The sequence below is a fragment of the Ochrobactrum quorumnocens genome (genome assembly GCF_002278035.1).
Lineage (GTDB): Bacteria > Pseudomonadota > Alphaproteobacteria > Rhizobiales > Rhizobiaceae > Brucella > Brucella quorumnocens.
The window spans coordinates 305,797-332,005 of the sequence record NZ_CP022604.1 but is presented as its reverse complement, the minus strand read 5'-3'; the positions used below and the strand labels follow the sequence as shown (position 1 = coordinate 332,005).

Below are 26,209 nucleotides of genomic sequence, written 5' to 3'. Positions count from 1 at the left end.
AGCGCGCAAGGATAATCATCCATCTTTATGCATGAGTTCATGCTGGAAAGAACTCACTATAATAAGATGGGACCTATGCGCTCCGGGGCTGGCATTTTGCAGATTGGGTCGATATATAGACCCCAGATGTTTTCCCTGACGGAACATCCCGCTGAAAAGCTCCCGCGAAATACCCGAAGCTGACTCAGAAAAACCGTCTTTAGCACCCAAGTTGGGGAAAACCATAAAAATGGAATCCGCCTGACAAGGCTATCCCTTGTCATGGAGTCGTTGATTAATGTAGTTTCTATTCAAAGCAAAAAAACTACATTTCGTGCGACGGACCTAGTCACCCGGATAGATATAGTGTTTGTGCCTGGAGCAATTCGGGAGCACTGGCGGATTCCGGATAACGAAAATTGATTGGAGCCCAGGGCGATGAACTGGACAGATGAGCGCGTCGAACTGCTGAAGAAATTATGGAACGAGGGCTTGAGTGCAAGCCAGATCGCAGCACAGCTTGGCGGCGTGAGCCGCAATGCAGTGATCGGCAAAGTGCATCGTTTGAAGCTTTCGGGCCGTGGCAAAACCACCACGGCTGCTCCTCGCAGCAAAAAAGTTAATACTGTTGCAGCCACTCCACGTCCCGCTGCAACCCAGACCAATGGCGGCGGTAGCCGTCCTCAGACGACCACGACCATCCGCACGGCAACCGTTACGCAGACCGTCGGTGCAACCGCACTTCAGATGGAATATGTGGCTGATGCAGTGACTGAACGGGTCGTAAGACCAACTTCGGACGTTGTTGTACCTATTTCCCGCAAGCTGACCTTGCTGCAGCTTAGCGAACGCACCTGCAAGTGGCCAATCGGCGATCCGCTCAATGAAGATTTCCACTTCTGCGGCAGTGAATCCGGTGAATCCAGCCCATATTGCGGATATCATTCGAAACTGGCTTTCCAGCCGACGGCAGAACGTCGCCGCGCGCGCTGAATGATCGGCCAAATCGGAAAAATCTAAGCCCCGGAGCGAAAACGCTACCGGGGCTTTTGTTTGCAGAAGTCTTAGAGCATTTTCTGTTTACGATGAATCGTTAGAAATACGTCTCACTGCCTGCTTTAACGCATGTATTTATTCCAAACCCATTCCCATTTTTCGGGATTTGCTCTCGTTCAAGCCCGCTTAGGCAGGCGCACCAGGAAGGTTGAACCTTCACCAAGCCGCGAACGTACAACCAATCGTCCGCGATGGCGCGCCAGAATGTGCTTTACGATGGCAAGCCCCAAACCTGTCCCCTTCTGTGCACGGCTGGTTTCGACGTCGATGCGATAGAAGCGCTCTGTAAGGCGCGGCAGATGTTCAGCGGCGATGCCCGGACCAAAATCCTGTATGGAAGCCACAGCCTCGGATGCGCCGCCGTTGTTTTCTTCATCCAGCTTCAGAATAACACGCTTACCGCCCTGCCCATATTTACAGGCATTCTCAACCAGATTCTGGAACACCTGAATCAGTTCATCGCGCGTACCCGTCACATTGACTGGACGATCCGGCAGATGGCGTTCGATCGTGACGTCCAATCCAGCAGCCAGCGGGCTCAGCGTATCTGCTACATGATTGAGCACAGCGGTCATATCCACGCATTCATTCACTGACAGATGCGCTCGCATCTCGAGCCGCGATAGCGACAGGAGATCATCGATCAAGCGTGACATGCGCTCGGCCTGTTTCTGCATGATGCCGAGAAACCTGTCGCGTGCTGCTGCATCGTTGCGAGCCGGCCCCTGCAGAGTTTCGATAAAGCCCAGCAGCGAAGCAAGTGGCGTGCGCAGTTCGTGGCTGGCATTGGCAATGAAGTCCGACCGCATACGGTCGATACGCCGCGTTTCGCTCTGATCGCGGAAAAGAAGAACAAAAAGCTCTGGCCTACCATCGGCATCACGCAACGCCTTGACCATCGCTTTGTACCAACGGTCAATCGGCACGCGCTCGAAATAGTCGATGCTACGTGGTTCACCGTCTGCAATCACACCCTGGATAAGCGCATGCATTTCCGGTGCACGAAAACGCAAATAAAGGCCAGTGTCCTTTTCAAGAGACTGGAATGCATCAACAGCAGCGGCATTGGTAAAAAGCACAGTTCCACGTTGATCGAAGACGATCATCGGATCGGTCAGCAGTTCAGCCAGCCGTTCTCCCGAAACATCCGCCATTTCATTGGTTATATGGACGCCCTGCGGCTTGTCCTCAATGGCATCTTCGCGCGTTGCACTCGCAACCCAGATGGCACCTATAATGATCAAAACCATCAGAGCGATACGGAACCATAGCGGCAATTCCAGCACCATGATGCAGACTACCAGTACCATGCTGGCAATGAGCACGCCTTTGACCCGGAGAAGCGGAGCGAAGAGGGTTTCTTCTGGCTCGGAACCGGTCGAAGGCTGGTTGCTGTTTTCACTCATTCTGACATCTCTCACTTAATGCACCGCGCAAGCAATTGACCTGACGCAGGCGATTGTTCCTTCGGGAACAAACCATCCTTTACGCGGCTTATAAACAGCCCATATCATGCATAATGCTATGTGGGCACTTTTCGAAGCGTGCTTTTCTATAAACCAAAGGAGCTTGCCGTGGGTGACAGTTCAAAGACAGCTAACAAAAAGAAAGCAGAAAAGGACAATTCCAAATCCGCCGATAAGCCATTGAAGATCAAAATCGATGGTGAGACGCACAAGTTCGATATCAATGATCCAGAGCTTCCCGATTGGATAGATGATCAGGCTCTTCAGTCCGGTGGCTATCCCTATACGGAAAAAATGAAAACGAAGGAATATGAGGAAACGCTGGAGCGTCTTCAAATCGAACTCGTCAAGATGCAGTACTGGCTGCAAGGCACGGGCGGGCGCGTCATTTCGGTGTTTGAAGGGCGCGATGCCGCAGGCAAAGGCGGTACGATCTTCACAATCCGTCAGTTCATGAACCCACGTACTGCGCGCAACGTCGCGCTACCCAAGCCAACCGAAACCGAACGTGGTCAGTGGTATTTTCAGCGCTATGTGCAGCTTTTCCCAACGACCGGCGAGTTTGTTACCTTTGACCGCTCCTGGTATAATCGTGCCGGTGTCGAGCGCGTCATGCAGTTCTGCACACCAGAGCAGCTTGAAACATTTCTGACAGAAACACCGGATTTCGAGCGCATGGTTGTCACCGAAGGTATTCACCTGTTCAAGTTCTGGCTTGATATTGGTCAGGAAATGCAGCTCAAGCGCTTCCATGAACGCCGCCACAGCCCGCTCAAGAACTGGAAGTTCTCACCCATGGATGTGGCAGGCATTTCACGCTGGGATGATTATTCAGCAGCTTTGCACACGATGCTGGAGCGCACCGATACAGGCTATGCGCCATGGACGATCATCCGCTCCAATGATAAGCGACGCGCCAGACTGGCTGCAATCCGGCGCGTTTTGCTCACATTGCCCTATGAAGGCCGGGATCTGGAAGCCATTGGTCCCGAAGATCAATCCATTATCGGACGCGGGGCTGAATTCCTCGCATCCAAAACCGCTACCCCTTCATCCTCCAACAAATAGAACACACTTGGCTGGTGCGGAGTTTTCTCCCACAGATGCGGCTTTCGCACCAGCTGCCACAGCGCGCGCCAGGCCGAAATGGAGATCAAAACCCAATAGGCAGGTATGGCCAGAATATAGGCGTAGCCACTCAATTCCGTCGGTTCCATCGTCTTAGAACCAAGCACATAAAAGCTCAGATAAGCCAGCATGATGTTGACGAGATCAATGCGCAGCAGCCACAGATTTTCGGAGCCGAGCGGTCCGAAAGCCATCATCGCAACCAGCACTGCAACCGTCATAAGCATAAATGGATGCAGAAGCGCTGAACCGATAATGCCGAGCGTATAAATCTGGTTGACCACGAAGCGCCACCAGCCGAGCTCACGCCAGGTTGTGTAAGGATTTCGGCCATGAACAAGCCATGTCTGCATCCAGCCCTTGATCCAGCGCGTCCGCTGTTTGTGCCAGACAGAATAATCCACCGGCGCATCTTCAACAGTGCCCCGGGTGATAACATCGATACCATAACCGAAACGGGCAAGCCGCATACCAAGGTCAGCGTCCTCCGTCACATTATAGGCGTCCCACCCGCCAACTTGATCGAGACAGGATCGGCGAAAATGATTGGAAGTACCGCCCAACGGAATAACAAGACCCTGTGAGGCGAGCCATGGCAGCAGGCCCCGGAACAAAGTGGCATATTCAAACGCGAACATACGCGTCAGCAAATTCTGGCGGAAATTTCCGATAATGAGTGGTGCCTGAACGCAGGCAAGTTGCTTGCCACCACGCTGGAATGCCTGCCATGCCTCAAGCAACTGGTCAGGGTGCGGGCGATCTTCCGCATCAAAAATCGCGATAATTTCTCCACGCGCAAATTGCAGCGCGTAGTTTAACGCCTTGGGCTTGGTGCGCGGCCCGCCTGACGGCACGAGAACCAGTTCGTAATTGGAAGGCAGCGTCCGCCCTCTGATCTCGGCAATCGTATCGAAATCGTCCTTCTCACACACGAGCTTGATATCCAGCTTGCTGCGCGGCCAATTGAGCCGTTCAAGCGAGGCTAACAACTGCCCGACCACGGCCTGTTCGCGATAGAGAGGCACAAGAACGGAATAAACCGGCAAGTCACGTCGTTTGAAAGGCATGATCTCAGGAAAGCGCAAGCGTCGGCTACCAACCGCTGCAAAAAGACGAATAAGCACACAGCCGAAAAAGAACAATGTCAGGCAGACATGTAAGGCCAGAATAGTTTCTGTCGGCCAGTTCACGATACTGGCAATGAACGCATAAAGCCCCATCGCTATGATGAACGCCTGAGGCGTCTCGAGAACACGGGAAGCAGAAAAAAGCTGCGGCGTCATCGCATGGGCGCGTGCAATCAGATCTTTCTGATGACGCTGACGCAGAATTCTTTTGATGAAGGAAGGGGTGCAAATCCTGATCCGATCCCGCAGGTCCGGCGACTGTCGAATATGATCTCGCAATTTCGCGATACCTTTTTCGGTTGGCGCTAGATAGAGATAGGACGTGCCATCTCGACCGAGCACCATAAGCTGGCCAGGCTCAGTGAAAATGGCCGACGTTTCTTCGCCTGTGACAAAAATCCGGGACGACAGAACCTCTTCTGTAAATGTCAGCTCAAGATAATCGGCTATCGCTTCAAAGAGCATCTCTTCAGAAACACCCGGCTGATGTCCGACTTCATCGCAGAAACTTGTCCCGTTTATGATAGCCGCTTCGTATGCGTGCTTCAGGCAATCACGCGGCACGCCGCGGCGTTCCAATCTGGCGGATATGGCAGTGCATATCCCCAGATCGAACGCAATCGATCCGTTACTCATAGTACCCCCGCACTACTACTGGATTATTTTCAATTATTACTAATATTTATTTCAATGCATAATGTGGTTTATTTATTTAACTAATTTATGTATTTATTAAATAACCCCACACATTTATATTTATTTCATTCTATTTAAAATAGAAACAGAATTATTGGTCGTCCATGGAAGTTATTTTGTTTTTGCGTCCTTATGTGCCAACCCATTCAAAATCATTGCATAGTTTTCCACACCCACTCTATTAACGTGAAATTATAAGATATTGCTTACATAAAGCATCGATGAAACGGCACCTTTTGAGCATAGCGGTCGCAGCTTTTTGGCTTTTGAACAGCCTCCCCTCCAGCGCGCAACCCGCACCCAAGGCACCTGACTTCTTCAATCAGAAGGAAAGGCTGGCTTTACCGTCTTTGCAGGGCCTCAACAGACTTCGCTTTGTAACCACGCTCGACTTTCCGCCCTTTAATGCGTTGAATGACGCTGGCCAGCTTTCCGGTTATAATGTCGATCTCGCCAAGGCGCTTTGCAGCCAAATGGGATTGAGTGACATATGTCAGATAGAAGCTGTGCCGTGGAACAAGCTTGAAACCAGACTTGAAAGTGGCGATGCAGAAGCGATCATCGCTGGTTTAAGTGCCAATGCGCAAAACCGGGAAAAGTTTGTCTTCACCCGCGCTTATATGCGTCTTCCTGCACGCTTCGTGGCAATCAAAGCAAATCGTTTCTCGGAGCCCGCTTCTATCGCACTGCGCGGTAAGAATGTTGGTGTCATTGCAGGAACGGCACATGAGCAGGTTCTGAAATCTTATTTCCCGCAGGCCGTCGCCAAACCCTATCCAGATCGTGCCGCACTGCTGGCCGCATTGCAAAAAGGCGAAGTGGATGCAGCATTTGATGACGGAATGGCCCTGTCATTCTGGTTGGAGAGTGATCAAGTCAATGACTGCTGCAGCTTTGTTGACGGGCCTTACCTCGCGCCACAATATCTCGGTCCCGGCCTGAGCATAGCCGTGGCACCGAAAAATGCGTCGCTGGCGAGCGCTTTCAACAATGCGCTTCAATCACTGCAGCAGCAGGGCAAACTTACAGAGCTGTATCTGCGTTATTTTCCAAACAGCTTTTATTAGAGTGTTCGACAGCTCAGTTTTAATTGGAACCGCTCACGCCTGACTCGCGTTGAATGCGCCGTTCAGCCACAAACTTAAAGCGGCTCCAGTGAATATTGAATCGTTGTAACCGCTGTAACTATTTGTTTTCACGCATTTTCGAACGCAAAACCGGTTCCCACTTTTGCTGGAAACGCTTTAAATTAGAACGCATCCCGAAAAGTGTGAAACGGTTTTCGGACAAAGATGCGCGTTAAAACAGATAATTAGAGCGCCGATCTGATCCAATCAGATCGAAACGCGCTCTAAGCTGCTTGATCGAAAAAAGCACCTTAGCCAAAGCCAAAACTGGTCTGAACACGAGCTAATTTCGTGCCATTTTGTCGCACCTCAGTGCACACGCAGAGCCTAATTTTCAGTGTTTTTTGAAACTTCCGATTATTCGATACTTACAGTATATAAGTAAAATTATTTGAAATCAGAATATTGGGTTGGATTTTTTGAAAATCACCGGCGTATTATCGCTCGTATTCTCGTAACTTTCGTGTCGCTTTTATCATATTTTGCCAATAATTCCAGTTATTTATTTAAGCTTGAAGATTTCTTCTTTTGATCGATAATCAAAGTCGAGGATTAGGAGGAATTATACATGTACCAAGGCATTAGCACTCATTGGCACAAGACTCCTGCACAGACCCAACGGTCACCGAATGAAGCAACCTATGTGTTCTTCGGGATCTTTCTGGCGTGCCTAACAGTTCCTGCGGCAATCATTCTTTGGGCCATCGCTCAAAGCATAATGACGCATTTCTAAAAAGGTCAGGCAAGCTCGCGAATAGAGCCGAGACGCCAGGTTACGGCCATTGATGGATTGTGCGGAGCGTGACGGGAAGGTGTGGACGACGCCCCGAGGAGCTTGCTCATAAACGCGATCCATACATGCGTAAGCGCCCATAGACGCACCGCATGCTGTCTTAGAGAGACGTGTACCCTAATGGGCATACAAAGGACGCTCTAACAGTTTAAACTATGCCGTAATATGCAATAAGTTCAACAAAAAGCCCCGCCTGAGAGCGGGGCTTTTCTTTTTCGATCTTAAAGCATTTCCAGCAAAAGTGGAAACAGGTTTTGCGTTCGGAAATGCGTAAAAACAAATGGTTACAGCGGTTCCTACGATTCAATATTAGCCGGAACCGCTGTAACCATCAGGCGCATCCGAGGAGGCTGCGCCGGGCACTGTACTAGAGCGTCGTGCGCCCACTTGGGCGCACGACGCTCTAACACTCTAAAATGAGCGCATAATTTTACCTTAAACTGAACCAAGTTTAAGGAATTATGCTCTAGTGCGCCGGGCCATTTTCCTCGCCCGGAGCAGTCTGCACCGGGGCTGGAGTGGCAGCCACATCGTCAGGACGCTTCTTCGGCGGCTTGCGGGCAATCAGGCTGTAGAACATCGGGATGAAGAAGGTTGCGATAAAAGTCGCAGCCAACATACCACCGATAACGCCCGTGCCGATCGAGTGACGACTTGCAGAACCTGCACCGGAGCTGATTGCCAGCGGAACCACACCAAGGATGAACGCCAATGACGTCATCACAATTGGGCGGAAGCGCAGGCGTGCAGCTTCAGCAGCAGCCTCAATAGCCGACTTGCCCTCTTCACGTTGCAGCACCGCAAACTCCACGATCAAAATCGCGTTCTTTGCCGCAAGACCTATGAGCGTCACCAGACCAATCTGGAAATAGACGTCGTTGGTCAGGCCGCGCAGATCGGTGGCGAGCAGCGCACCGAAGATAGCGAATGGTACAGCCGTGATAACAGCTAGCGGCAGGCTCCAGCGTTCATACTGAGCAGCAAGGATCAGGAACACCATGATCAAACCGAAGATCATAGCCTGACTGCCGCTACCGCTTGTCGTGACTTCCTGATAGGCAGAGCCCGTCCAGGCAATCTGATAGCCCTGCGGGAGCACTTCAGCAGCCACTTCCTGCATCGCCTTGATCGAGTCACCCGATGTGTAGCCCGGCGCTGGATTACCGGTAACCTTTGCAGCATTGAACGCATTGAACCGTTCGAGCTGATCAGGACCGACAACACGCTTTACCGTCACCAGTGCGCTCAGCGGGATCATGCTGCCAGAATTGGCGCGCACAAACACATGCTTGAGATCGCTCGGATCACGACGGAACTCGGCTTCCGACTGCAGATTGACCTGATAGTTGCGCCCATAGAGCGTGAAGTCGTTGACATAAACGCTACCGAAGGTTGCCTGCATGGCGGTGAATACCGAGTTGATCGGCACACCCATCGCCTTGGCTTTTTCACGGTCAAGCTGGATGTCATACTGCGGAACATTTGGATCGAATGTCGTACGTACACCTGTCAGTTCCGGGCGCTTGGCCGCAGCATCTGTCAGAAGTTTGGTCGCATTGGTCAGCGATTCAACACCGCCACCAGTACGATCCTGCACGTAAAGTTCAAAACCACCTGTGGTGCTGAGACCCATGATCGGAGGCGGATTAAATGCCAGAACCATACCATCCTGAATGCCCGCATTCATGCCCATGATAGCACCGGGCAGATTACGTGCGTCGAGATCTGGCGTCGTGCGTTCTTTCCAGTCCTTGAGCATAATGAACATTGTACCCGCACTGGTCTTCAGACCACCCGAGAGCAGATCGAAGCCGGAGACTTCAAACACACTTTCGACAGCAGGATGCTTGCGGATATTGCTGCTGGCCTCATGAAGCACCGCAGACGTGCGCTCCAGCGAAGCTGCTGGTGGCAGGATAGCCACACTGAACAGGAAGCCCTGATCTTCATCCGGCAGGAGCGAACTCGGCACCTTCTCGAAGAGATAGTATGTACCGCCCAACAGACCGGCGAAAATCAGCAAACCGATAGCAGCGCGTTTCAGGAAGAACCGCACACCATTGGTATAACCGCGCGTCAGACTATCGAAGAAGCGATTGAAGATGCGGAACGGCAGCATTGGCTCATGATGGCCAGGCTTCAAGATCAGCGCGCACAAGGCGGGCGTCAGCGTCAAGGCCACGATGCCGGAGATCGTTACCGAAATCGCAATCGTAACAGCGAACTGCTTATACATTTCGCCGACCAGACCGCCCATGAAAGCGACCGGTATGAACACGGCGCAGAGCACCAGAACAATCGCGATAACCGGCCCTGTCACTTCGCTCATTGCCTTGATGGCAGCTTCGCGCGGCGGCAGTTTCTCGGTTGTCATAATACGTTCGACGTTTTCCAACACCACGATGGCGTCATCAACCACGATACCGATGGCCAGCACCAGACCAAACAATGTCAACAGGTTGATGGAGAAACCAAGCACATACATGCCTGCGAAAGTACCGATGATCGAGATCGGAACCGCGATGACCGGAATAAGGGTCGCGCGCCAGTTCTGAAGGAAGATAAAGACCACAAGAACCACGAGGATAATCGCCTCGATGAAGGTATGGACCACTTCCTCGACCGAGACCTTAATGAACTTGGTCGTATCGAATGGAACCGAATAATCGATGCCTTCAGGGAAACTCGTCTTCAGTTCCGCCATGCGGCTCTGAATGAGCTCCATCGTGTTCAAAGCGTTGGCGCCCGGCTGCAGATAGATCGCAATCGGAACCGCCGGCGTGCCATTCAGAGCACTGTCGACGAGATAGCTTTCTGTCCCCAGTTCAACACGCGCCACATCCTTAAGCTTCAGCGTTGCAGCATTTTTGTCGGAACGAAGAATGATGTTCTCAAATGCTGATGCGTCAGGCAAACGACCCTGCGTTGTCGCAGTATAGGTGAACGGCCCCGCCTGTGGGTCAGGCTGATCGCCAAAACGACCCGCTGCAAACTGCGCGTTTTGCTCCTGAATAGCCGTCTGAACGTCCGAAGGCGTTAGATTATATTGTGCTAGTTTGTCAGGACGCAGCCAGACACGCATCGAATAATCAATGTTGCCGAGAAGCTGAACATCACCCACGCCCGTAAGACGCTTGAGATCGTCAATGACGTTCAGAAGCGCATAGTTACCGACATAGGTACGATCATAACGGTCAGTGGTGGAGAACATCGCCACCATGCCGAGAATTGTGCTCGAACGTTTGTCGACGGTAACGCCCAGACGTTGCACTTCCTGCGGCAGGGACGATGTTGCACGCTGTACGCGGTTGTTGACGTTGATGGTCGCCTGATCCGGATCAGTGCCAAGAGCAAAGGTCACGGTCAGCTGCATAGTGCCGCTGCCAAGGCTCGAGGACTGCATATAAAGCATGTTCTCGACGCCGTTGATCTGCTGCTCAAGCGGTGCTGCAACGGTTTGCGTCACCGTTTCAGCACTTGCACCCGGATAGGTCGCACTGACGACAACCTGTGGCGGCGTCAGCTCGGGATATTGTGCAATCGGCAGGATCCGCATCGAGATGAGGCCCGCCAGCACAATGACGATAGAGATAACCGCCGCGAAAACCGGGCGGTCGACGAAGAATCTATTCATTTCTTGTCTGCCGCCTGTTCTTTACCAGCCTCTGTCCCTGCATCACCTGCAGCCTTTTCAGCCGAAGCTTCGACCGGCTTAACCGTCTTGCCTGGAGCGGCTTTGATCACGCCTTCGGTAATGATGCGGTCGCCAGCTTGCAAGCCGTCGCTCACGAGCCATGCGTCAGTAAGTTCACGCGAAATCGTAACGGGGCGAACTTCTGCGACATCGTCTTTGTTAACAACATAGACGAACTGTCCCTGCGGGCTCTGCATCAATGCTGCTTTTGGAACCAGAATTGCATTGTCGATGGTAACGCCGAGAATGGCGGCTCGCACAAACTGGCCAGGGATCAGACGCTGATCGGGGTTTTCCACGACCGCGCGCGCACCCAACGTGCCTGTTTCGGTATCAAGCGATGACGAGGTGAAGTCGATTGTGCCTTCATGCTCATAAGCCTGTCCGTCACCAAACAGAATCTTGATGCGCAGGCGATCGGCATCCTGACCTGTTGCCCCTCTCGCCTCACGCAGCTTGCGGATTTCCGCGGCTTCCGTGTCGGTGAAGGAGAAATTGACGTAGACCGGATTGATCTGGGTGATCGAAGTCAACAGGCTCGATGCCGAATCTGTACCGATGAGGCTGCCTTCAGAAACCTGTTCAAGGCTGGTGATGCCGCTGATCGGGGCAGTCACTTTGGTGTAGCTCAGATTGAGCTCCGCCGTCCGCAACTGCGCCTTGGTTGCTGCAACAGCCGCCTTATTGAGATCGCGGGTCGCAAAAGCCGTATCGCGGGCAGCCGTGCTTTGCACTCTCTGCTGAACAAGCTGTTCGGCACGTTCGGCATCGCGGATCGACTGCTGATACTGGGCTTCAGCCTGCGCTACTTGCGCCTGAACGCGTGCAAGCTCTGCTTCGTAAGGTGCCGGGTCAATCTCGAAAAGCACGTCGCCAGCTTTGACTTCCGTGCCCTCTACGAAATTGCGGTGCAAAAGAATGCCGCCGACACGAGCGCGTACCTGAACATCACGATATGCGCTCACGCGAGCGGCATACTCATAAGGGACGGAAACGTTCTGCGCCTTGATTTCTGTGACAGTGACAGGTGGAGGCGGCGGCGTAGCGCCTCCAGGAGCCTGCGCATAGACAGACTGTCCTGCAATAATGAAAAATGCGGCTCCTGCCGCAAAAAGCCGAATAGAACGGTTCATGGTCATAATGGGAGTTGCCCTTGATGTCGCACGGTGCGGCCGGATAAACATACACAAATGTTTGTAAATACGAATTACCGTGTTATAGTCAATCACCTAATGTTACATATCACGAATGAGTTATCCCAATTGTGAAGTAAAAACCCAAAGAGGTTTTGGAATTTTTTCACCTTGGAATTTCGAAAGAACCCGAATGCGCAGGACCAAAGCCGAGGCTGCGGAAACACGTGACGCCATTCTCACGGCAGCCGAGCATGTTTTTCTAGAACGCGGCGTAACGCAGTCCACATTGATGCAAATAGCAGGTCATGCCGGTGTGACACGAGGTGCGATCTATTTCCATTTTCACGACAAACTCGACATTTTTCAAGCGCTTATCAGCCGCACTCGCTTTCCACATGAAGAGATTATGCTACATGCGGCGGCCTGTGACCACCCCAATCCTCTCTATGTCCTTGAACAGTCGATCCTAACGGCCATAGAACTCTTCATTACCAATGAACGGCAGCAGAATGTTTTCACCATCATTCACCAGCGCTGCGAGTATGTTGGCGAAAACGCTCCGGTCGTTGAGCATTTGAAAGAAGCGCGCGCCAACATTCTGTCTCTTTTCATAGGACTGCTTGAAGTCGCGGAGCGTCGCGGAGAACTTTCCAGAGAGTGGACATCTTTCACGGCGGCGCAAATCCTGCTCGCTGTCCTGGGTGGGCTCCTCAATGAATGGCTCAGAAGCGAGCGGAGCTTCGATCTGGTCGGTTCAGGCAGCAAGGCTATCAAAACAATGATACAGTCTATGCGCAGCGAGAAATTCGCCGTTAGCTGATATCTATCTGACACCACAACTCGATCGGCCTGTCACCGCAAAAATAATGCCAGATTCAGCGAAATGCGATGTTTATTGTGTTTACACACCACCCAACCCAACAAGTTGGGAAAGACGCTGCACAGCTTTTTAATTTACGCTTACGTCAATGTAACTCTTGCGATTACGACGAAAGTCGCCCACATTAATTTCTGAGGAGCGCGCCTATCCATCTTTCTGGATCAGGCAGCATTGGGAGAAGGGTGGCGGGCTTGCTACTCAAACAAAGGACGGAGCAATCCGGGGAGAAGGCATGGCGAAAAAGGCAACCGAAACTAAAACCACATCAACCAAAGCAACGTCGGGCAAAGCAACGTCGAACAAGGCAACAGCCACTGTGCCTACACCGGATAAGATTTGGCTGAAATCCTACCCGAAATCAGTGCCGCATGAGATCGATCTGAGCAAAGCCACATCTATTGGCGACATGATCTCCGCCGCGTGCCGCCAGTTTACTGACAAGCCGGCCTTTACCTGTATGGGCAAAGACTTATCCTATAAGGATTTGGACGAAAATTCGCGCGCCCTCGCTGCATGGCTTCAATCACGTGGACTGGTCAAAGGTGACCGCGTTGCCGTGATGATGCCCAATATCCTGCAGTATCCGATTGCGATTACGGCAATCCTGCGGGCGGGCCTCGTCGTCGTGAATGTCAATCCGCTTTACACACCGCGCGAGCTTCAGCATCAATTAAATGACTCTGGCGCCAAAGCGCTGATCGTGCTCGAAAACTTTGCCGCGACTGTCCAGAAGTCGCTGGCTTCCATTCACGTGCCAAACATCATCGTCGCCTCGATGGGTGACATGCATGGGTTGAAAGGCCACATCATCAATCTGGTGGTGCGCAAGGTGAAGAAGCTGGTGCCAGAGTGGAGCATTCCCGACCATGTGCGCTTTAAAGATGCGCTGACGCAGGGGCGCAGCAAGTCTTTTAATCCGGTGCCAATCAACAATTCGGATCTCGCCTTCCTGCAATATACCGGTGGTACAACCGGCATTTCAAAAGGCGCAATGCTGAGCCACAACAATATTCTCGCCAATGTCGAGCAGATGCAGCTCTGGATGGACGTCGCATTTCAGAACAAAGGCAAGCCGAAGGAACTCAACTTCGTCTGCGCCCTGCCGCTCTATCATATCTTCGCCCTCACCGTGAATGCGATGATCGGCATCAAACTTGGCGCGCGCAATATTCTCATTCCGAACCCACGCGACATTCCAGCCTTCGTAAAAGAGCTGCAGAAATATCCGTTCCATATCTTCCCTGGCCTCAACACCCTGTTTAACGGCTTGATGAACAACGACGATTTCAAGGCGCTCAACTTCAAGCCGCTTATTCTCACACTCGGTGGCGGCATGGCCGTGCAACGCCCCGTGGCTGAACGATGGCAAGAACTCACCGGCTGTCACATCACTGAAGGCTACGGCCTTTCTGAAACATCTCCGGTTGCTTCTGCCAATGCACTGGATGCGACCGAATTCAGCGGCACTATTGGCTTGCCAATGCCGTCGACAGATGTGGCGATCCGCGACGATGACGGCAAAGATCTGGCGCTTGGTGAGGTCGGCGAGATTTGCGTGCGTGGTCCACAAGTCATGGTCGGCTATTGGAACCGCGAAGATGAAACCGCGCGTGCTATCATGCCAGATGGCTTCTTCCGCACCGGCGACATGGGCTTCATGGACGAAAACGGTTTCACAAAGATTGTGGACCGCAAGAAGGACATGATCCTCGTTTCCGGCTTCAATGTGTACCCGAATGAAATCGAAGAAGTGGCTGCGGAACATCCCGGCATCGTGGAATCGGCAGCCGTCGGCATTCCAAACGAACATTCAGGCGAGGTGGTGAAGCTCTACGTGGTGCGCCGCGACCCGAACCTGACGGAAGAAGATGTGAAGTCCTTCTGCGCCCAGCGCCTCACCAACTATAAGCGTCCGCGCGAAGTCGAATTCCGTGACGCACTGCCGAAAACCAATGTCGGCAAAATCCTGCGTCGTGAATTGAGAGACTAAACAGTCTCAATCATTGAGGATGACAAACTGCGGCTCTGCTGAGCCGCAGACGGTAGAGCTTTGTGTCAAAGGGAATGGCCGATGATTGAAGAAGTCACCTTTACAGCCAGCGACGGCTTCCCACTTCGTGGGCAGCTGTTCCATGGCGAAGGCAGAAAGCCCCTTGTGCTGATTTCATCGGCAACCGCCGTGCCGCAAGGCTTTTATTCCGCCTTTGCCAAGCACCTCCTCGCCAACGGTGCACGCGCGGTTCTAACTTACGATTATCGTGGCGTCGCCGCTTCCCGCCGTGCCCGCAAGGCAGTGCCTGCAATCCGTTTCAAGGATTGGGCCAAGCTGGACTTCCCCGCTGCCCTGAAATGCTTACAAGCTGTAGCACCGGGACATGAAATGGTTGGCATAGGCCAATCCTTCGGTGGACAAGCGCTGGGGGTGTCGGGATGCTCTGGCAAGTTCACCCGCTATGGTATGATCGCAACCATGTCCGGTGCAGTGCATCTTCTTAATGATAAATGGGTCTGGCCGCGCATGAACATTGTCGGCGTGCCGGTTTCTTATCTCACACCGAGCACACCGCGCTGGATGAATGGAGAGCCTATTCCCGGATCGGTTTTTCGTGATTGGGCGCGATGGTGCCGGATGAAAAACTATTTCTTTGATGACGCCGAGCTTGACGCTGCAGACCTTATTGCCAAGGTCAAAACACCCATTCTGTCCGTCGGGCTTGAGGATGACCCATGGGGTACGCGGCGCGCAGTGAATCACTTTCTGAGCTACCACGTGAACGCACCCATTGAGCAGCGCTGGTATTCGCCAGCAGATACCGAGGGCCAGCCAATCGGCCATCTTGGCTTTTTCCGTTCGCGCTTTGCACAAAGTCTATGGCCAGAAATGACAGAATGGCTGCTGGATGGCGTTTCACCATCCAGTCAGGATCACTTGAACAAGTCAGGCAAGCCTGCGATGGAATCAAGCACCACATCGGCATGAGGCTCAAGTGCCTCCCGCGGACTGTTGCCGGACAAAACACCAACGCCAAGCCCGGCTTTTGCGGCCTGTGCTGTTTCCAGATCGTGCAGATTGTCGCCCACCATTGCGATGGCGCTTGGTTCAAGGCCGACCTTTTCTGCGAAATAAAGCAGTGGATCAGGATAAGGCTTGGGACGTGCTGCCGTATCGTAGCCGATCACGACATCAAAGAAATGGTCGATCCCCAATGCCTTTGCTGTTGCATGCGCACCGGCTTCTGAATCATTGGTGGCGATGCCGAGTATGTAGCCCATTTCACGAAGCGTTTGCAGCGTCTCCTTTAGGCCCTCAATTGCCACTGCGGAACGCGCACCTTCCGCAACCGTGTAGGAGTCGAATTCGTCGATCTTGGCTTTGAAACCGGCCTCATCAATATCCGGGTGCCAAAGCTGCACGATATCTTCGACTGTACCGGCTGCAATCACCGAATTGGCGCGAAAGCGTGAGGCTTCCCAGTCATATCCGCCAGCATCGAGCAAAGAGCGCGCACGATGTTCATCGCCATGTGCGGTACGCTGTGCGAGGTTCCACGACACGGTAAACCATGTGCGGTCGAAATCGATCAAGGTGCCATCCTTATCGAACAGGATGGCACGGATCGCTTTCAGTTTTTCAGGAGAAGACGATGCACTCATGCCTCTAACGCACCCGAACGCTTTTTTACCGCAGACGGCTTCGCGGCGAGCAGTTTTAGCAGATCATCGCCACGGCGAACATAACGCAGCGTGCGGCGCGTGAGGATGCGGCCTGCCTGTGGCGCGGTCAGCGTAATGTCGCCTTCCGGTTCGCCCGGACGAGTGACAATCGTTACGAGCTTTGCGCCCGCTTCCACCACATCACCGGGGGCAACGTGATAAAGCACCATACCGCCTTCTGGCGCACGCAGCATTTCCACGTTTTCAAGCGGCGTCACCAGACCCTTGTAATGAAGATCAAGCTTTACGTTTTCATCAAAGATGACGCCACGATGGACGAGGAATTTGTAAAGGCCTTCCGCATCACCTTTTCCCATATCAGCATAGACATCGCTCAGGCCACGGAACTCGACCGTGGTAACAGCGCGGCGCTTCATGTTGCGCTGATCAGCAGGCAATTGCAGCACCGGATGCGCGCAGGCCTCCTCGAAAGCCGCGTCTGCCGTCGTGTCCCATGCGAGGATCGCAGTCGAACCCAGCGCAATCGCCAGATCCTTCATGTCTTCCACGAATTCCTTGGCGATGTAGACGTAGTTTTCGCTTTCATCATCGCAATGAAGATCAAGCACGATATCGTTGGCAAGAGCGAGCTTCAAAAGCGTTGATTTGAGGCGCTGCGCAAGGGCCACCGGTGCATCCGGGCCGGGCAGTTCCGACGTGTCGAAATCCGGCAGAAGCGGAAAAGCCCGGTTGAAATTGACCGCTGAGAAAAACTCGAAACGACCCAGATGCTGATGCGCCTGCCACTGGTTCGAGCCAATCGGATTTGCCTGTGGGATAACCGTGATATTGCCGAGAATGCGGCCTTCATCGCCAGCTTTTTTCAACATCGGCACGAGAAAATGCAGAGCAGCCTGCCCCGGCAATTCACCACCATGCAGCGAGGATTGCAGATAGGCAGTTGGCGCATCGCTGTCTTTGCCTGCAAAACGCAGCACACGCAGTCCAATGGCGTTACCCGGTACATCGCCGGCAAACTCGATAATCTCGGTCTTCATGTCTCATCCCAATTCATGCACAAAAAAAGCCGGGCAGAGCGCCCGGCTTGCCTTATTGATTTGCCTTAATATCAGGCTTTACGGCGTGCATGCAAATGGGCAACCAGACCTACGGTAGAGGCATCTTTGCCTTCAGCCGATTCAGCGCCGGAAACAACCGGCAGAAGCTCGGTCGCCAATTCCTTGCCAAGTTCCACGCCCCACTGGTCGAACGCATTGATGCCGAAAATCTGCGCTTCGACGAACACGCGATGTTCGTAAAGGGCGATCAGGCGACCAAATGCAAACGGGTCGAGCTTGTCGTGAACAAGCGTCAGCGATGGACGATTACCAGAGAAGACGCGGTGCGGCGCGATACGTTCGATTTCCGCTTCGGGCAGCTTCTTAGACTGGAGCTGCGCACGGGCTTCATCGAGCGTGCGTCCCTTCATCAAGGCTTCTGACTGCGCAAGGCAGTTAGCGAGCAGCATTTCATGCTGATGATCGAGATGCTTTTCATGGCCCTTGGCAGCTACGATAAACTCAAGCGGAATGGTGTCCGTGCCCTGATGCAGAAGCTGGAAGAATGCGTGCTGGCCATTGGTGCCGGGTTCGCCCCAGACAACCGGACCCGTTGGGCCGGAAACAGGCTTGCCATCCACAGTCACGCTCTTGCCGTTCGATTCCATATCGAGCTGCTGAAGATAGGCCGGAACACGAGCAAGACGCTGATCATAAGGGATGACTGCGCGGCTGGAATAATCGCAGATTGCGCGATGCCAATAGCCGATAAGACCGAGCCAGATTGGCAGGTTCTTTTCGAGCGGCGCATCGCGGAAATGCACGTCCATCGAATGCGCGCCCGCAAGGAACTTGCGGAAGTTGTCAGCACCCACCGCAATCATCACTGGCAGGCCGATTGCCGACCAGACGGAATAACGACCGCCAACCCAATCCCAGAAACCGAAGACGCGGTCTTCGCCAATACCGAAGGCTGCAACCTTATCAAGTGCTGTGGAAACAGCCGCGAAATGTGCGCCAACTGCATCTTCTCCCAGCGCATCAGCAATCCATTTGCGCGCGGTTTGCGCGTTGGTCATGGTTTCGATGGTGGTGAAAGTCTTGGACGCGACAATGATGAGTGTCGTTGCCGGATCAAGCGCATTGAGCGTGTCGGCAATATGTGCGCCATCGATGTTGGAGACATAATGCGCGCGTGGGCCATCATGATAAGGGGCCAGCGCCAGTGTCGCCATAACTGGGCCAAGATCGGAACCGCCGATGCCGATATTGACGATATCGGTGATCTTCTTGCCCGTCGCGCCCTTGATCGAGCCGGAACGGATGCCATCAGAGAAGGCAGCCATGCGGTCGAGAACTTCCTTCACGTCCGGAAGAACGTTATGGCCATCGACCAGCACTTCCTTAGACGTGGTATCGCGCAGTGCAACATGCAGAACGGCACGGTCTTCAGTGTTGTTGATGTGCTCGCCTGCAAACATTGCAGCGCGACGACCTTCAACGTCAGCGGCCTTGGCCACTTCGGTCAGAAGCACAATCGTCTCGTCGTTGACACGTGCTTTCGACCAGTCAAACAGAAGATCGTCCAGAGATAGCGAATAGCGCTCAAAACGGCCTGGATCGGCTTTGAAAGCTGCGCGCATGTCTTTTGGTGCAGCGTCCGTCCAGTGCTTTTTCAGCTTTGCGACCGTTGCTTCAAGCTTCGCCGCGTCTCTTGCCATGATGGTACTCCCGGTCAATCAAATCGATTTAATTGTCTTAATAGAGCATTTTAGTAGAGAAGTGCATCCGTTAAATTACAGAAATTTTCCATTTTGATGTGGTTCCATATAGGGATATGCATCAATTTAGGTTGATCAGGAGCAGTGTAAAGCATGGACCTCGTCGGAGAAGAAAGAATCGCCGCACCCCGGCAGGCCGTATGGGACGCGCTCAACGACATTGAGACGCTGAAAAACTGCATTCCCGGCTGCGAAGACCTCGAACGTCTGTCGGAAACCGAAATACGGGCGGCACTGAAAGTCAGCCTTGGTATACTTAAAGTCCGTTTCCACGGCATGCTCGAACTCTCCAACATGAACCCACCCGCCTCCTATACGATCTCCGGACGCGGCGAAGGTTCCATTGCGGGCTTCGCCCACGGCGATACCGATGTAACACTCACCATCGACGGTGATGATACGATCCTCACTTACGTGATCCGAGGTGATGCAGGGGGCAAGATCGCCCAGCTCGGCTCGAAACTGCTTGGCTCGGTGGCGCGCAAGATTGCGGATCGGTTCTTTGCCAATATCGGCGCTGCGGCAGCGCAAAAAGCGCTCGATAATGCCGCTGCAAAAACGGCATAATTTCATTCCAATCTATAATAGGAAGAGACGCGAAAGGATTTTTGCTTTTCGCCCTTTTGAGTTAGTCGATACTGCATAACCCGTAACAAGGCCTATCGGCATGAAACCCAGAGATATCGCAACGTATATTTTCCTTGCCGTAGCATGGGGGCTATCGTTCCTCGTGGTCCTGCGCGTGGTCGAAGCCTTTGGCTGGGTTGGCGCTGTTGCATTCCGCTCCTTCATCGCAGCCGGAACGCTTTTCGCGATTGCGAAACTCTCTGGACGCAGGCTTGATTTTCACGCAGGCTGGAAACCTTTCGCCGTAGTTGGTGCCACAACCGTTGCTGGTCAGCTTATCGGCCTGTCCTACGGTACACCGCTGATCGGAACAGCAATGGCCGCGATCTGCGTCGCATCCATTCCGCTGTTCTCAATGGTTATCAGCCAGCTCTGGGGACTTGAACGTATCACGTCACGCGGCCTTGTTGGCCTGTTGCTTGGTGTTACGGGCATCGTGCTGCTGGTTGGTTTTCCGGCAGTCGCAGTTACGCCAGCCTTCATCATGGGCTGCGTTGCCGTGCTTTTTTCCTGCTTTTCAGCCGCTTTTGGCAGCAATTATGCCAGCCGTCGCCTTTCCGGCTCAGGTTCCTGGGAAACAACCATCGGCGCTTTCGTCTTTGGCGGCATTCTTACCTTGCCGCTGATCTTCGCCGTTCCCGTGCCAACCACACCGGGACTAATCGATTTTGCCTATCTGCTTATTTCGGCCTGCGTGATGAGTGCTCTGACCTATGTGCTCTATTTCAAACTCGTGGGAAATGTCGGACCTACCAAAGCCATCAGTGTTGAATTTGCCGTGACCGTAATCGCGGTTCTGATCGGTGCTGTATTCTTGAAAGAACAATTGTCTTTCATCCAGTTCATCGGCGCATCGGTCATCATCGCAGGCTGTGCTCTGGTGCTCAGTTCACGCCCGGCATTGTCACGTGAAGCAGAAACTTTCTCCGATCCAGAAATTGTAGCAGAGCCAACGCCGGACGCACTCAAATCCGACTCCCTCTGATTTCACAACGTAACTCCTTTCAAAGGCCCGCGCTTTCAAAGCCGGGCCTTTCGCTATTTCTGGTATGGAAATGTCATAAATTGACCAGATGATAAAAAATTTGACCTTCCGTAAAAATCTGTCATCCTGTCATCAACGGGCGTCACGCGACGGCAAAGATCGCAGCCCGGAACAGAGTTAAGGTGCGCAAAGGGAACCCGCGCCGTAACGCAGCAAAAATGGGAGATGCGATCCATGCGATCAGCAGATAATTCGCCTATTGATGCAATCGATCATGCGGCTCAGCCTGATATGTCAGGGCCGGATATTCATGGCGCGCGGCTTGAAAAGGCCGATTATGCGCATGTCTTTGATGATCTGCATCCGCCGCTTACCAAACATGAAGCCATCGTTGAATCTGACCGCTGCTATTTCTGCTATGATGCGCCGTGCATGAATGCTTGTCCCACAAGCATCGACATTCCGCTGTTTATCCGGCAGATCAATGCTGGCAATCCTATCGGGGCTGCAAAAACAATTCTTTCAGAAAACATTCTTGGCGGCATGTGCGCCCGTGTTTGCCCGACAGAAACGCTTTGCGAAGAAGTCTGCGTTCGCGAAACATCGGAAGGCAAGCCAGTCAAAATCGGCCACTTGCAGCGATATGCCACCGATGTTTTGATGGAAACGGGCAACCACCCATTTAAACGCGCACCGGAAACCGGCAAACATATTGCTATTGTTGGCGCAGGCCCGGCAGGTATTTCGGCAGCTCATCGCCTTGCAATGCATGGCCATCAGGTGACGATTTTTGAAGCCCGCGCCAAAGGCGGCGGTCTTAATGAATATGGTATTGCCGCCTATAAGACAGTCAATAATTTCGCCCAGCGTGAGCTGGAATTCGTGCTGAAGATTGGCGCGATCAATATCGAATATAACCAGACACTCGGTCAGGACATCACTATCGAGGCACTTAAGGCTGAATATGATGCCGTGTTCCTCGGTATGGGCATGCCCGGCGTCAACGATCTGGGGCTTGTTGGCGAAGATGCGCCCAATGTGATCGACGCCGTTGACTACATTGCCAATCTGCGTCAGGCAAAAGACCTTTCGTCGCTTCCCGTTGGTCGCAATATCGTGGTGATCGGTGGCGGCATGACGGCAGTCGATGTTGCGATCCAGACCAAAAAGCTTGGCGCTGAAAACGTGACTATCGTCTATCGTCGTGGACAGGAAAGCATGAATGCCAGCGCCTATGAACAGGAACTGGCACAGATTCATGGTGTGGTGATCCGTCACTGGTTACAGCCGCATGCACTGGAGCGGAACGAAGACGGCACAGTCAATGCAATCGTCATGGAATATACAACCGCAACAGACGGTAAGCTTTCAGGCACTGGAGAATATTTGATCCTTGAAGCCGATCAGGTCTTCAAAGCTATCGGTCAGAAGTTCGAACCTGAACCAGTGGCTGGATCAGGCATCAGACTTTCCAAAGGGCGCATCAGCGTTGATGAGGAACGTCGCACATCCGTTGAGGGAATATGGGCGGGGGGCGACTGTGTTGCCGGTGGTCAGGATCTGACTGTTGCATCGGTGGAAGATGGCAAGGTCGCCGCCGAATCCATCCATGCAACGCTGACCAAACGTCCCGAAGCGATTGAAGGCTTTGCCGATGCGGTACTTTCAGGCGGCGCTCTTCATGCGCCTGCGCCAGCATCGCATGACCGTAATGCCCACGTGGGCCAGGAACAGGGCTGAGGAGATTAATCATGGCTGATCTGTCAACGAACTTCCTCGGTATCAAATCTCCAAATCCGTTCTGGCTGGCATCAGCTCCGCCGACCGACAAAGCCTATAATGTAGAGCGTGCCTTCAAGGCAGGCTGGGGCGGAGTGGTCTGGAAAACGCTGGGCTCTGAAGGCCCGCCAGTGGTCAATGTCAATGGTCCGCGTTATGGCGCGATCCATGGTGCTGACAGGCGCTTGCTGGGTCTTAACAATATCGAACTCATCACCGACCGACCGCTCGAGGTGAACTTGCGCGAAATGAAGGAAGTGAAAATGCGCTGGCCCGACCGCGCATTGATCGCTTCAATCATGGTGCCCTGCGAAGAAGAAGCATGGAAAGCCATCCTTCCTCTCGTGGAAGAAACCGGCGCTGACGGAATTGAGCTCAATTTCGGCTGCCCGCATGGCATGAGCGAACGTGGCATGGGTGCGGCTGTCGGTCAGGTGCCGGAATATGTCGGTATGGTCGTCAAATGGTGCAAGCAATATAGCCGCATGCCAGTGATCACCAAGCTGACGCCGAATATCACCGATATTCGCAAGCCTGCACGCGGCGCAAAAGCCAATGGAACCGATGCCGTATCACTGATCAACACGATCAATTCGATCATTTCGGTCGATCTCGACAATATGTCTCCGGTCCCATCCATTGATGGACGCGGCAGCCATGGCGGCTATTGCGGTCCGGCAGTCAAGCCAATCGCGCTCAACATGGTTGCGGAAATTGCGCGTGATCCGGAAACGCACGGACTGCCAATTTCAGGCATTGGAGGCATCACCACATGGCGCGATGCGGCTGAGTTTATTGCGCTTGGTTGCGGCACGGTTCAGGTTTGCACTGCTGCCATGACCTATGGCTTCAAAGTCGTTGAAGAAATGATCGACGGTCTGTCCGACTGGATGGACTCCAAGGGCTATGAGACGCTGGATGATTTTCGTGGCATGGCAGTCGGTCAGGTCAGCGACTGGCAATATCTCAACCTCAACTATGTCACCAAGGCGCGCATTGATCAGGACCTCTGCATCAAATGCGGTCGCTGCCATATTGCCTGCGAAGACACTTCGCATCAGGCGATCACAGCAATGGTCGATGGTGCGCGCCATTTTGAGGTGATCGACGAGGAATGCGTTGGCTGTAATCTCTGCGTCAGCGTCTGCCCGGTCGAGGACTGCATCACCATGGAGCAGATTTCCGACTTTGATCCACGCACCAACGCGCCGATCCCGGATCAGTATGCCAACTGGACGACCCACCCGAACAATCCAATGGCCGTCAAGGAAGCAGCCGAATAAAACAGAAACGCACTAAAACAAAACGCCGGGCGTTGCCCGGCGTTTTTCATTTCAAACAAGCGACTTACAGGCTGACGCGAGCGCCTTTTTCCGGCTCGAACACATGACTGGTTGCCGGATCGATTGCGATGGTCAAGACATCGCCCGGACGAACGGTCAGACGCTCGCGGAACAGACAGGTGATCGGCTGATCTCCCAGCTTGCCCATAACCATGATTTCCGAACCGGTTGGCTCAACGATTTCAACCGTGACAGGCACGCCGTTCTCGGCAATCTTCATATGCTCTGGTCGAACGCCATAAACGGCCTTGCCTGAAAGGCTTGCATAATCCCCTTTTGGCAGCGGCATGCGGAAACCGCCGTCAGCGAGGAAAGTACCCTCGTCGATCTTGCCGTTGATGAAATTCATCGAGGGAGAACCGATAAAGCCTGCGACGAACATATTGGCCGGACGATCATAAAGATCGAGCGGCGCACCAATCTGCTCCACCAGACCATCACGCATGACGACGATCTTATCGGCCATGGTCATGGCTTCGATCTGATCATGGGTCACGTAGATCGTCGTGGTCTTCAGCCGCTGATGCAGTCCCTTGATTTCACCACGCATCTGCACGCGCAGCTTGGCGTCGAGGTTAGACAGCGGCTCATCAAACAAGAACACCTGCGGGTCGCGAACAATCGCTCGGCCCATGGCTACGCGCTGACGCTGACCACCGGAAAGCTGGCGCGGAAAGCGGTCGAGCAGCTTGTTGAGGCCCAGAATTTCCGCCGCACGATTAACACGGCTGTCGCGCTCGGCCTTGGGTGCATTCTTCAACATGAGCGCGAAGCCCATATTGTCGGCCACCGTCATATGCGGATAGAGCGCATAATTCTGGAACACCATGGCGATATCACGTTCCTTGGCGCGCAGGTCATTGACCACGCGCGGACCAATAGCGATTTCACCGTCGCTGATTTCCTCAAGCCCTGCGATCATACGCAGAAGCGTGGATTTTCCGCAGCCCGACGGCCCGACCAGCACGACAAATTCGCCGTCCTGAATGTCCACTGACACGCCGTGCAGAACGCCGACATTGCCATATTTTTTGATTGCATTTCGGATGGATACAGATGCCATCTTGAACCTCAACTCTTATTTGACGGCGCCTGCGGTCAGACCCGCAACGATCTGGCGCTGTGCGAAAACGGTCAGCAACAGGACCGGCAATGTGACCACAAGTGCTGCGGCGGCAAGCGGACCCCAGCTGACCTGTTCAAAGGACAGCATGTTGTAGACCGCAACCGGCAGGGTGCGTGTCTCGCGGCTTGCGAGCACGATGCCGAAAACGAAATTGTTCCATGAAAAGATCACTGCAAGGATGAGCGACACCACAACGCCGGGCTTGGCGATTGGCAGTGCCACCTTCATGAACACCTGCCACGAGGAAGCACCATCGATAATGGCTGCTTCTTCAAGCTCCATCGGTGTTGTCTCGAAATAGCCGATCATGATCCAGATCACGATTGGAACGGTGACGACCAGATGGATGATGATCTGCGGCCAGAGCGTGCCAAGCAGGCCCAAGGTCTGGAACAGCAGGAATAGCGGGATCAGGTAGGACAGGCCCGGCGTCATACGGGCAATCATGATGACGATTGCCGATTTATGCGCCTTGAGCCGTGCAATACCGTAACCCGCAGGAACGCCAACCAGAAGCGCAAGCAAGGTCGCCGTACCTGTGACCAGAAGACTGTTCCAGAAATAGAGCAGAAAATCGTTGGTTGCAAAGATATCGGTATAGTTCGACCAGGCGAAGCGTTCAGGGATCAGGATCGGCGGATAAGCGCCATTGTCGATTTCATATTTCAAAGAAAGCGACAGCATCCAGACGAAGAAGAAGATCGCTGGCGACACAATGATGAAAACCATGAGTGCCGTGCCAAGCTTGGAAAGAATTGACTTGCGTGCCATGGT

At 53.3% G+C, this 26,209-nt stretch carries 19 protein-coding genes; 10 read left to right on the top strand and 9 right to left on the bottom strand.

All coding sequences use genetic code 11. The features are described 5' to 3' along the window. Positions 1-417 precede the first annotated feature (417 nt). Positions 418-972 carry a GcrA family cell cycle regulator gene (locus CES85_RS10980; protein WP_095446029.1) on the top strand — a complete coding sequence of 185 codons (555 nt, stop codon included), beginning with the start codon at positions 418-420 and terminating at the stop codon, positions 970-972. A 179-nt stretch (positions 973-1,151) separates the two neighbouring features. Here CES85_RS10980 and CES85_RS10975 read toward each other — a convergent pair whose 3' ends face one another. Beyond that, positions 1,152-2,441 carry an ATP-binding protein gene (locus CES85_RS10975; protein WP_095446028.1) on the bottom strand — a complete coding sequence of 430 codons (1,290 nt, stop codon included), beginning with the start codon at positions 2,439-2,441 and terminating at the stop codon, positions 1,152-1,154. A 168-nt stretch (positions 2,442-2,609) separates the two neighbouring features. Here CES85_RS10975 and ppk2 point away from each other — a divergent pair, with 168 nt between their 5' ends. Then, on the top strand, positions 2,610-3,569 hold the full coding sequence (gene ppk2, locus CES85_RS10970; protein WP_095447839.1) for a polyphosphate kinase 2: 960 nt from the start codon (positions 2,610-2,612) through the stop codon (positions 3,567-3,569). On the opposite strand, the gene CES85_RS10965 is transcribed toward ppk2, so the two are convergent. Continuing rightward, positions 3,497-5,392: a glycosyltransferase family 2 protein gene (locus tag CES85_RS10965; protein WP_095446027.1), complete on the bottom strand. Its 1,896-nt coding sequence runs from the start codon at positions 5,390-5,392 to the stop codon at positions 3,497-3,499. The two genes, ppk2 and CES85_RS10965, sit on opposite strands and share 73 nt — an antisense overlap. A gap of 281 nt (positions 5,393-5,673) precedes the next feature. Between CES85_RS10965 and CES85_RS10960 the strand changes: the two genes are divergently transcribed. After that, on the top strand, positions 5,674-6,519 hold the full coding sequence (locus CES85_RS10960) for a transporter substrate-binding domain-containing protein (RefSeq protein ID WP_095446026.1): 846 nt from the start codon (positions 5,674-5,676) through the stop codon (positions 6,517-6,519). A gap of 1,319 nt (positions 6,520-7,838) precedes the next feature. On the opposite strand, the gene CES85_RS10955 is transcribed toward CES85_RS10960, so the two are convergent. Together CES85_RS10955 and CES85_RS10950 are read right to left on the bottom strand one after the other, a co-directional pair. Then, positions 7,839-11,006: an efflux RND transporter permease subunit gene (locus tag CES85_RS10955; protein WP_095446025.1), complete on the bottom strand. Its 3,168-nt coding sequence runs from the start codon at positions 11,004-11,006 to the stop codon at positions 7,839-7,841. After that, entirely contained in the window at positions 11,003-12,205 is a 1,203-nt protein-coding gene (locus tag CES85_RS10950; protein WP_095446024.1) for an efflux RND transporter periplasmic adaptor subunit, read from the bottom strand. Before CES85_RS10950 ends, CES85_RS10955 begins: the two co-directional genes overlap by 4 nt. Before the next feature lie 187 nt (positions 12,206-12,392). Between CES85_RS10950 and CES85_RS10945 the strand changes: the two genes are divergently transcribed. From CES85_RS10945 to CES85_RS10935, 3 genes are all read left to right on the top strand, one after another. Further along, positions 12,393-13,022, top strand: a complete 630-nt coding sequence (locus CES85_RS10945) for a TetR family transcriptional regulator (protein WP_095446023.1) — start codon at positions 12,393-12,395, stop codon at positions 13,020-13,022. Positions 13,023-13,314: 292 nt separating this feature from the next. Further along, entirely contained in the window at positions 13,315-15,072 is a 1,758-nt protein-coding gene (locus tag CES85_RS10940) for a long-chain fatty acid--CoA ligase (RefSeq protein WP_235901981.1), read from the top strand. Between the two features lie 81 nt (positions 15,073-15,153). After that, positions 15,154-16,062, top strand: a complete 909-nt coding sequence (locus CES85_RS10935) for an alpha/beta hydrolase family protein (RefSeq protein ID WP_244923273.1) — start codon at positions 15,154-15,156, stop codon at positions 16,060-16,062. Here CES85_RS10935 and CES85_RS10930 read toward each other — a convergent pair. The 3 genes from CES85_RS10930 to pgi form a co-directional block, all read right to left on the bottom strand. Next, the gene (locus CES85_RS10930; RefSeq protein ID WP_095446022.1) at positions 16,008-16,736 is read right to left on the bottom strand and encodes an HAD family hydrolase; all 729 of its coding nucleotides are present in this window, start codon (positions 16,734-16,736) and stop codon (positions 16,008-16,010) included. The two genes, CES85_RS10935 and CES85_RS10930, sit on opposite strands and share 55 nt — an antisense overlap. After that, positions 16,733-17,794, bottom strand: a complete 1,062-nt coding sequence (locus tag CES85_RS10925) for a M14 family metallopeptidase (protein ID WP_095446021.1) — start codon at positions 17,792-17,794, stop codon at positions 16,733-16,735. The genes CES85_RS10930 and CES85_RS10925 overlap by 4 nt, the downstream gene beginning before the upstream one ends. Before the next feature lie 71 nt (positions 17,795-17,865). Next, positions 17,866-19,515, bottom strand: coding sequence for a glucose-6-phosphate isomerase (gene pgi, locus CES85_RS10920; RefSeq protein ID WP_095446020.1), 1,650 nt, complete (start codon positions 19,513-19,515; stop codon positions 17,866-17,868). 153 nt (positions 19,516-19,668) lie between these two features. On the opposite strand from pgi, the gene CES85_RS10915 reads away from it, so the two are divergent. From CES85_RS10915 to preA, 4 genes are all read left to right on the top strand, one after another. Next, the gene (locus CES85_RS10915; protein ID WP_095446019.1) at positions 19,669-20,142 is read left to right on the top strand and encodes an SRPBCC family protein; all 474 of its coding nucleotides are present in this window, start codon (positions 19,669-19,671) and stop codon (positions 20,140-20,142) included. Positions 20,143-20,242: 100 nt separating this feature from the next. After that, a complete protein-coding gene (locus tag CES85_RS10910; protein WP_095446018.1) occupies positions 20,243-21,187 on the top strand; it encodes a DMT family transporter in 945 nt (314 codons plus the stop codon). Between the two features lie 225 nt (positions 21,188-21,412). Further along, entirely contained in the window at positions 21,413-22,927 is a 1,515-nt protein-coding gene (locus CES85_RS10905) for an NAD(P)-dependent oxidoreductase (RefSeq protein WP_191793896.1), read from the top strand. 11 nt (positions 22,928-22,938) lie between these two features. Further along, the gene (gene preA / locus CES85_RS10900; protein WP_095446016.1) at positions 22,939-24,249 is read left to right on the top strand and encodes an NAD-dependent dihydropyrimidine dehydrogenase subunit PreA; all 1,311 of its coding nucleotides are present in this window, start codon (positions 22,939-22,941) and stop codon (positions 24,247-24,249) included. Positions 24,250-24,313: 64 nt separating this feature from the next. Here the strand turns inward: preA and CES85_RS10895 are convergent, their stop codons facing one another. Next, positions 24,314-25,372, bottom strand: a complete 1,059-nt coding sequence (locus CES85_RS10895) for an ABC transporter ATP-binding protein (protein ID WP_095446015.1) — start codon at positions 25,370-25,372, stop codon at positions 24,314-24,316. A 15-nt stretch (positions 25,373-25,387) separates the two neighbouring features. Beyond that, entirely contained in the window at positions 25,388-26,206 is an 819-nt protein-coding gene (locus CES85_RS10890) for a carbohydrate ABC transporter permease (protein ID WP_095446014.1), read from the bottom strand. Positions 26,207-26,209 lie beyond the last annotated feature (3 nt).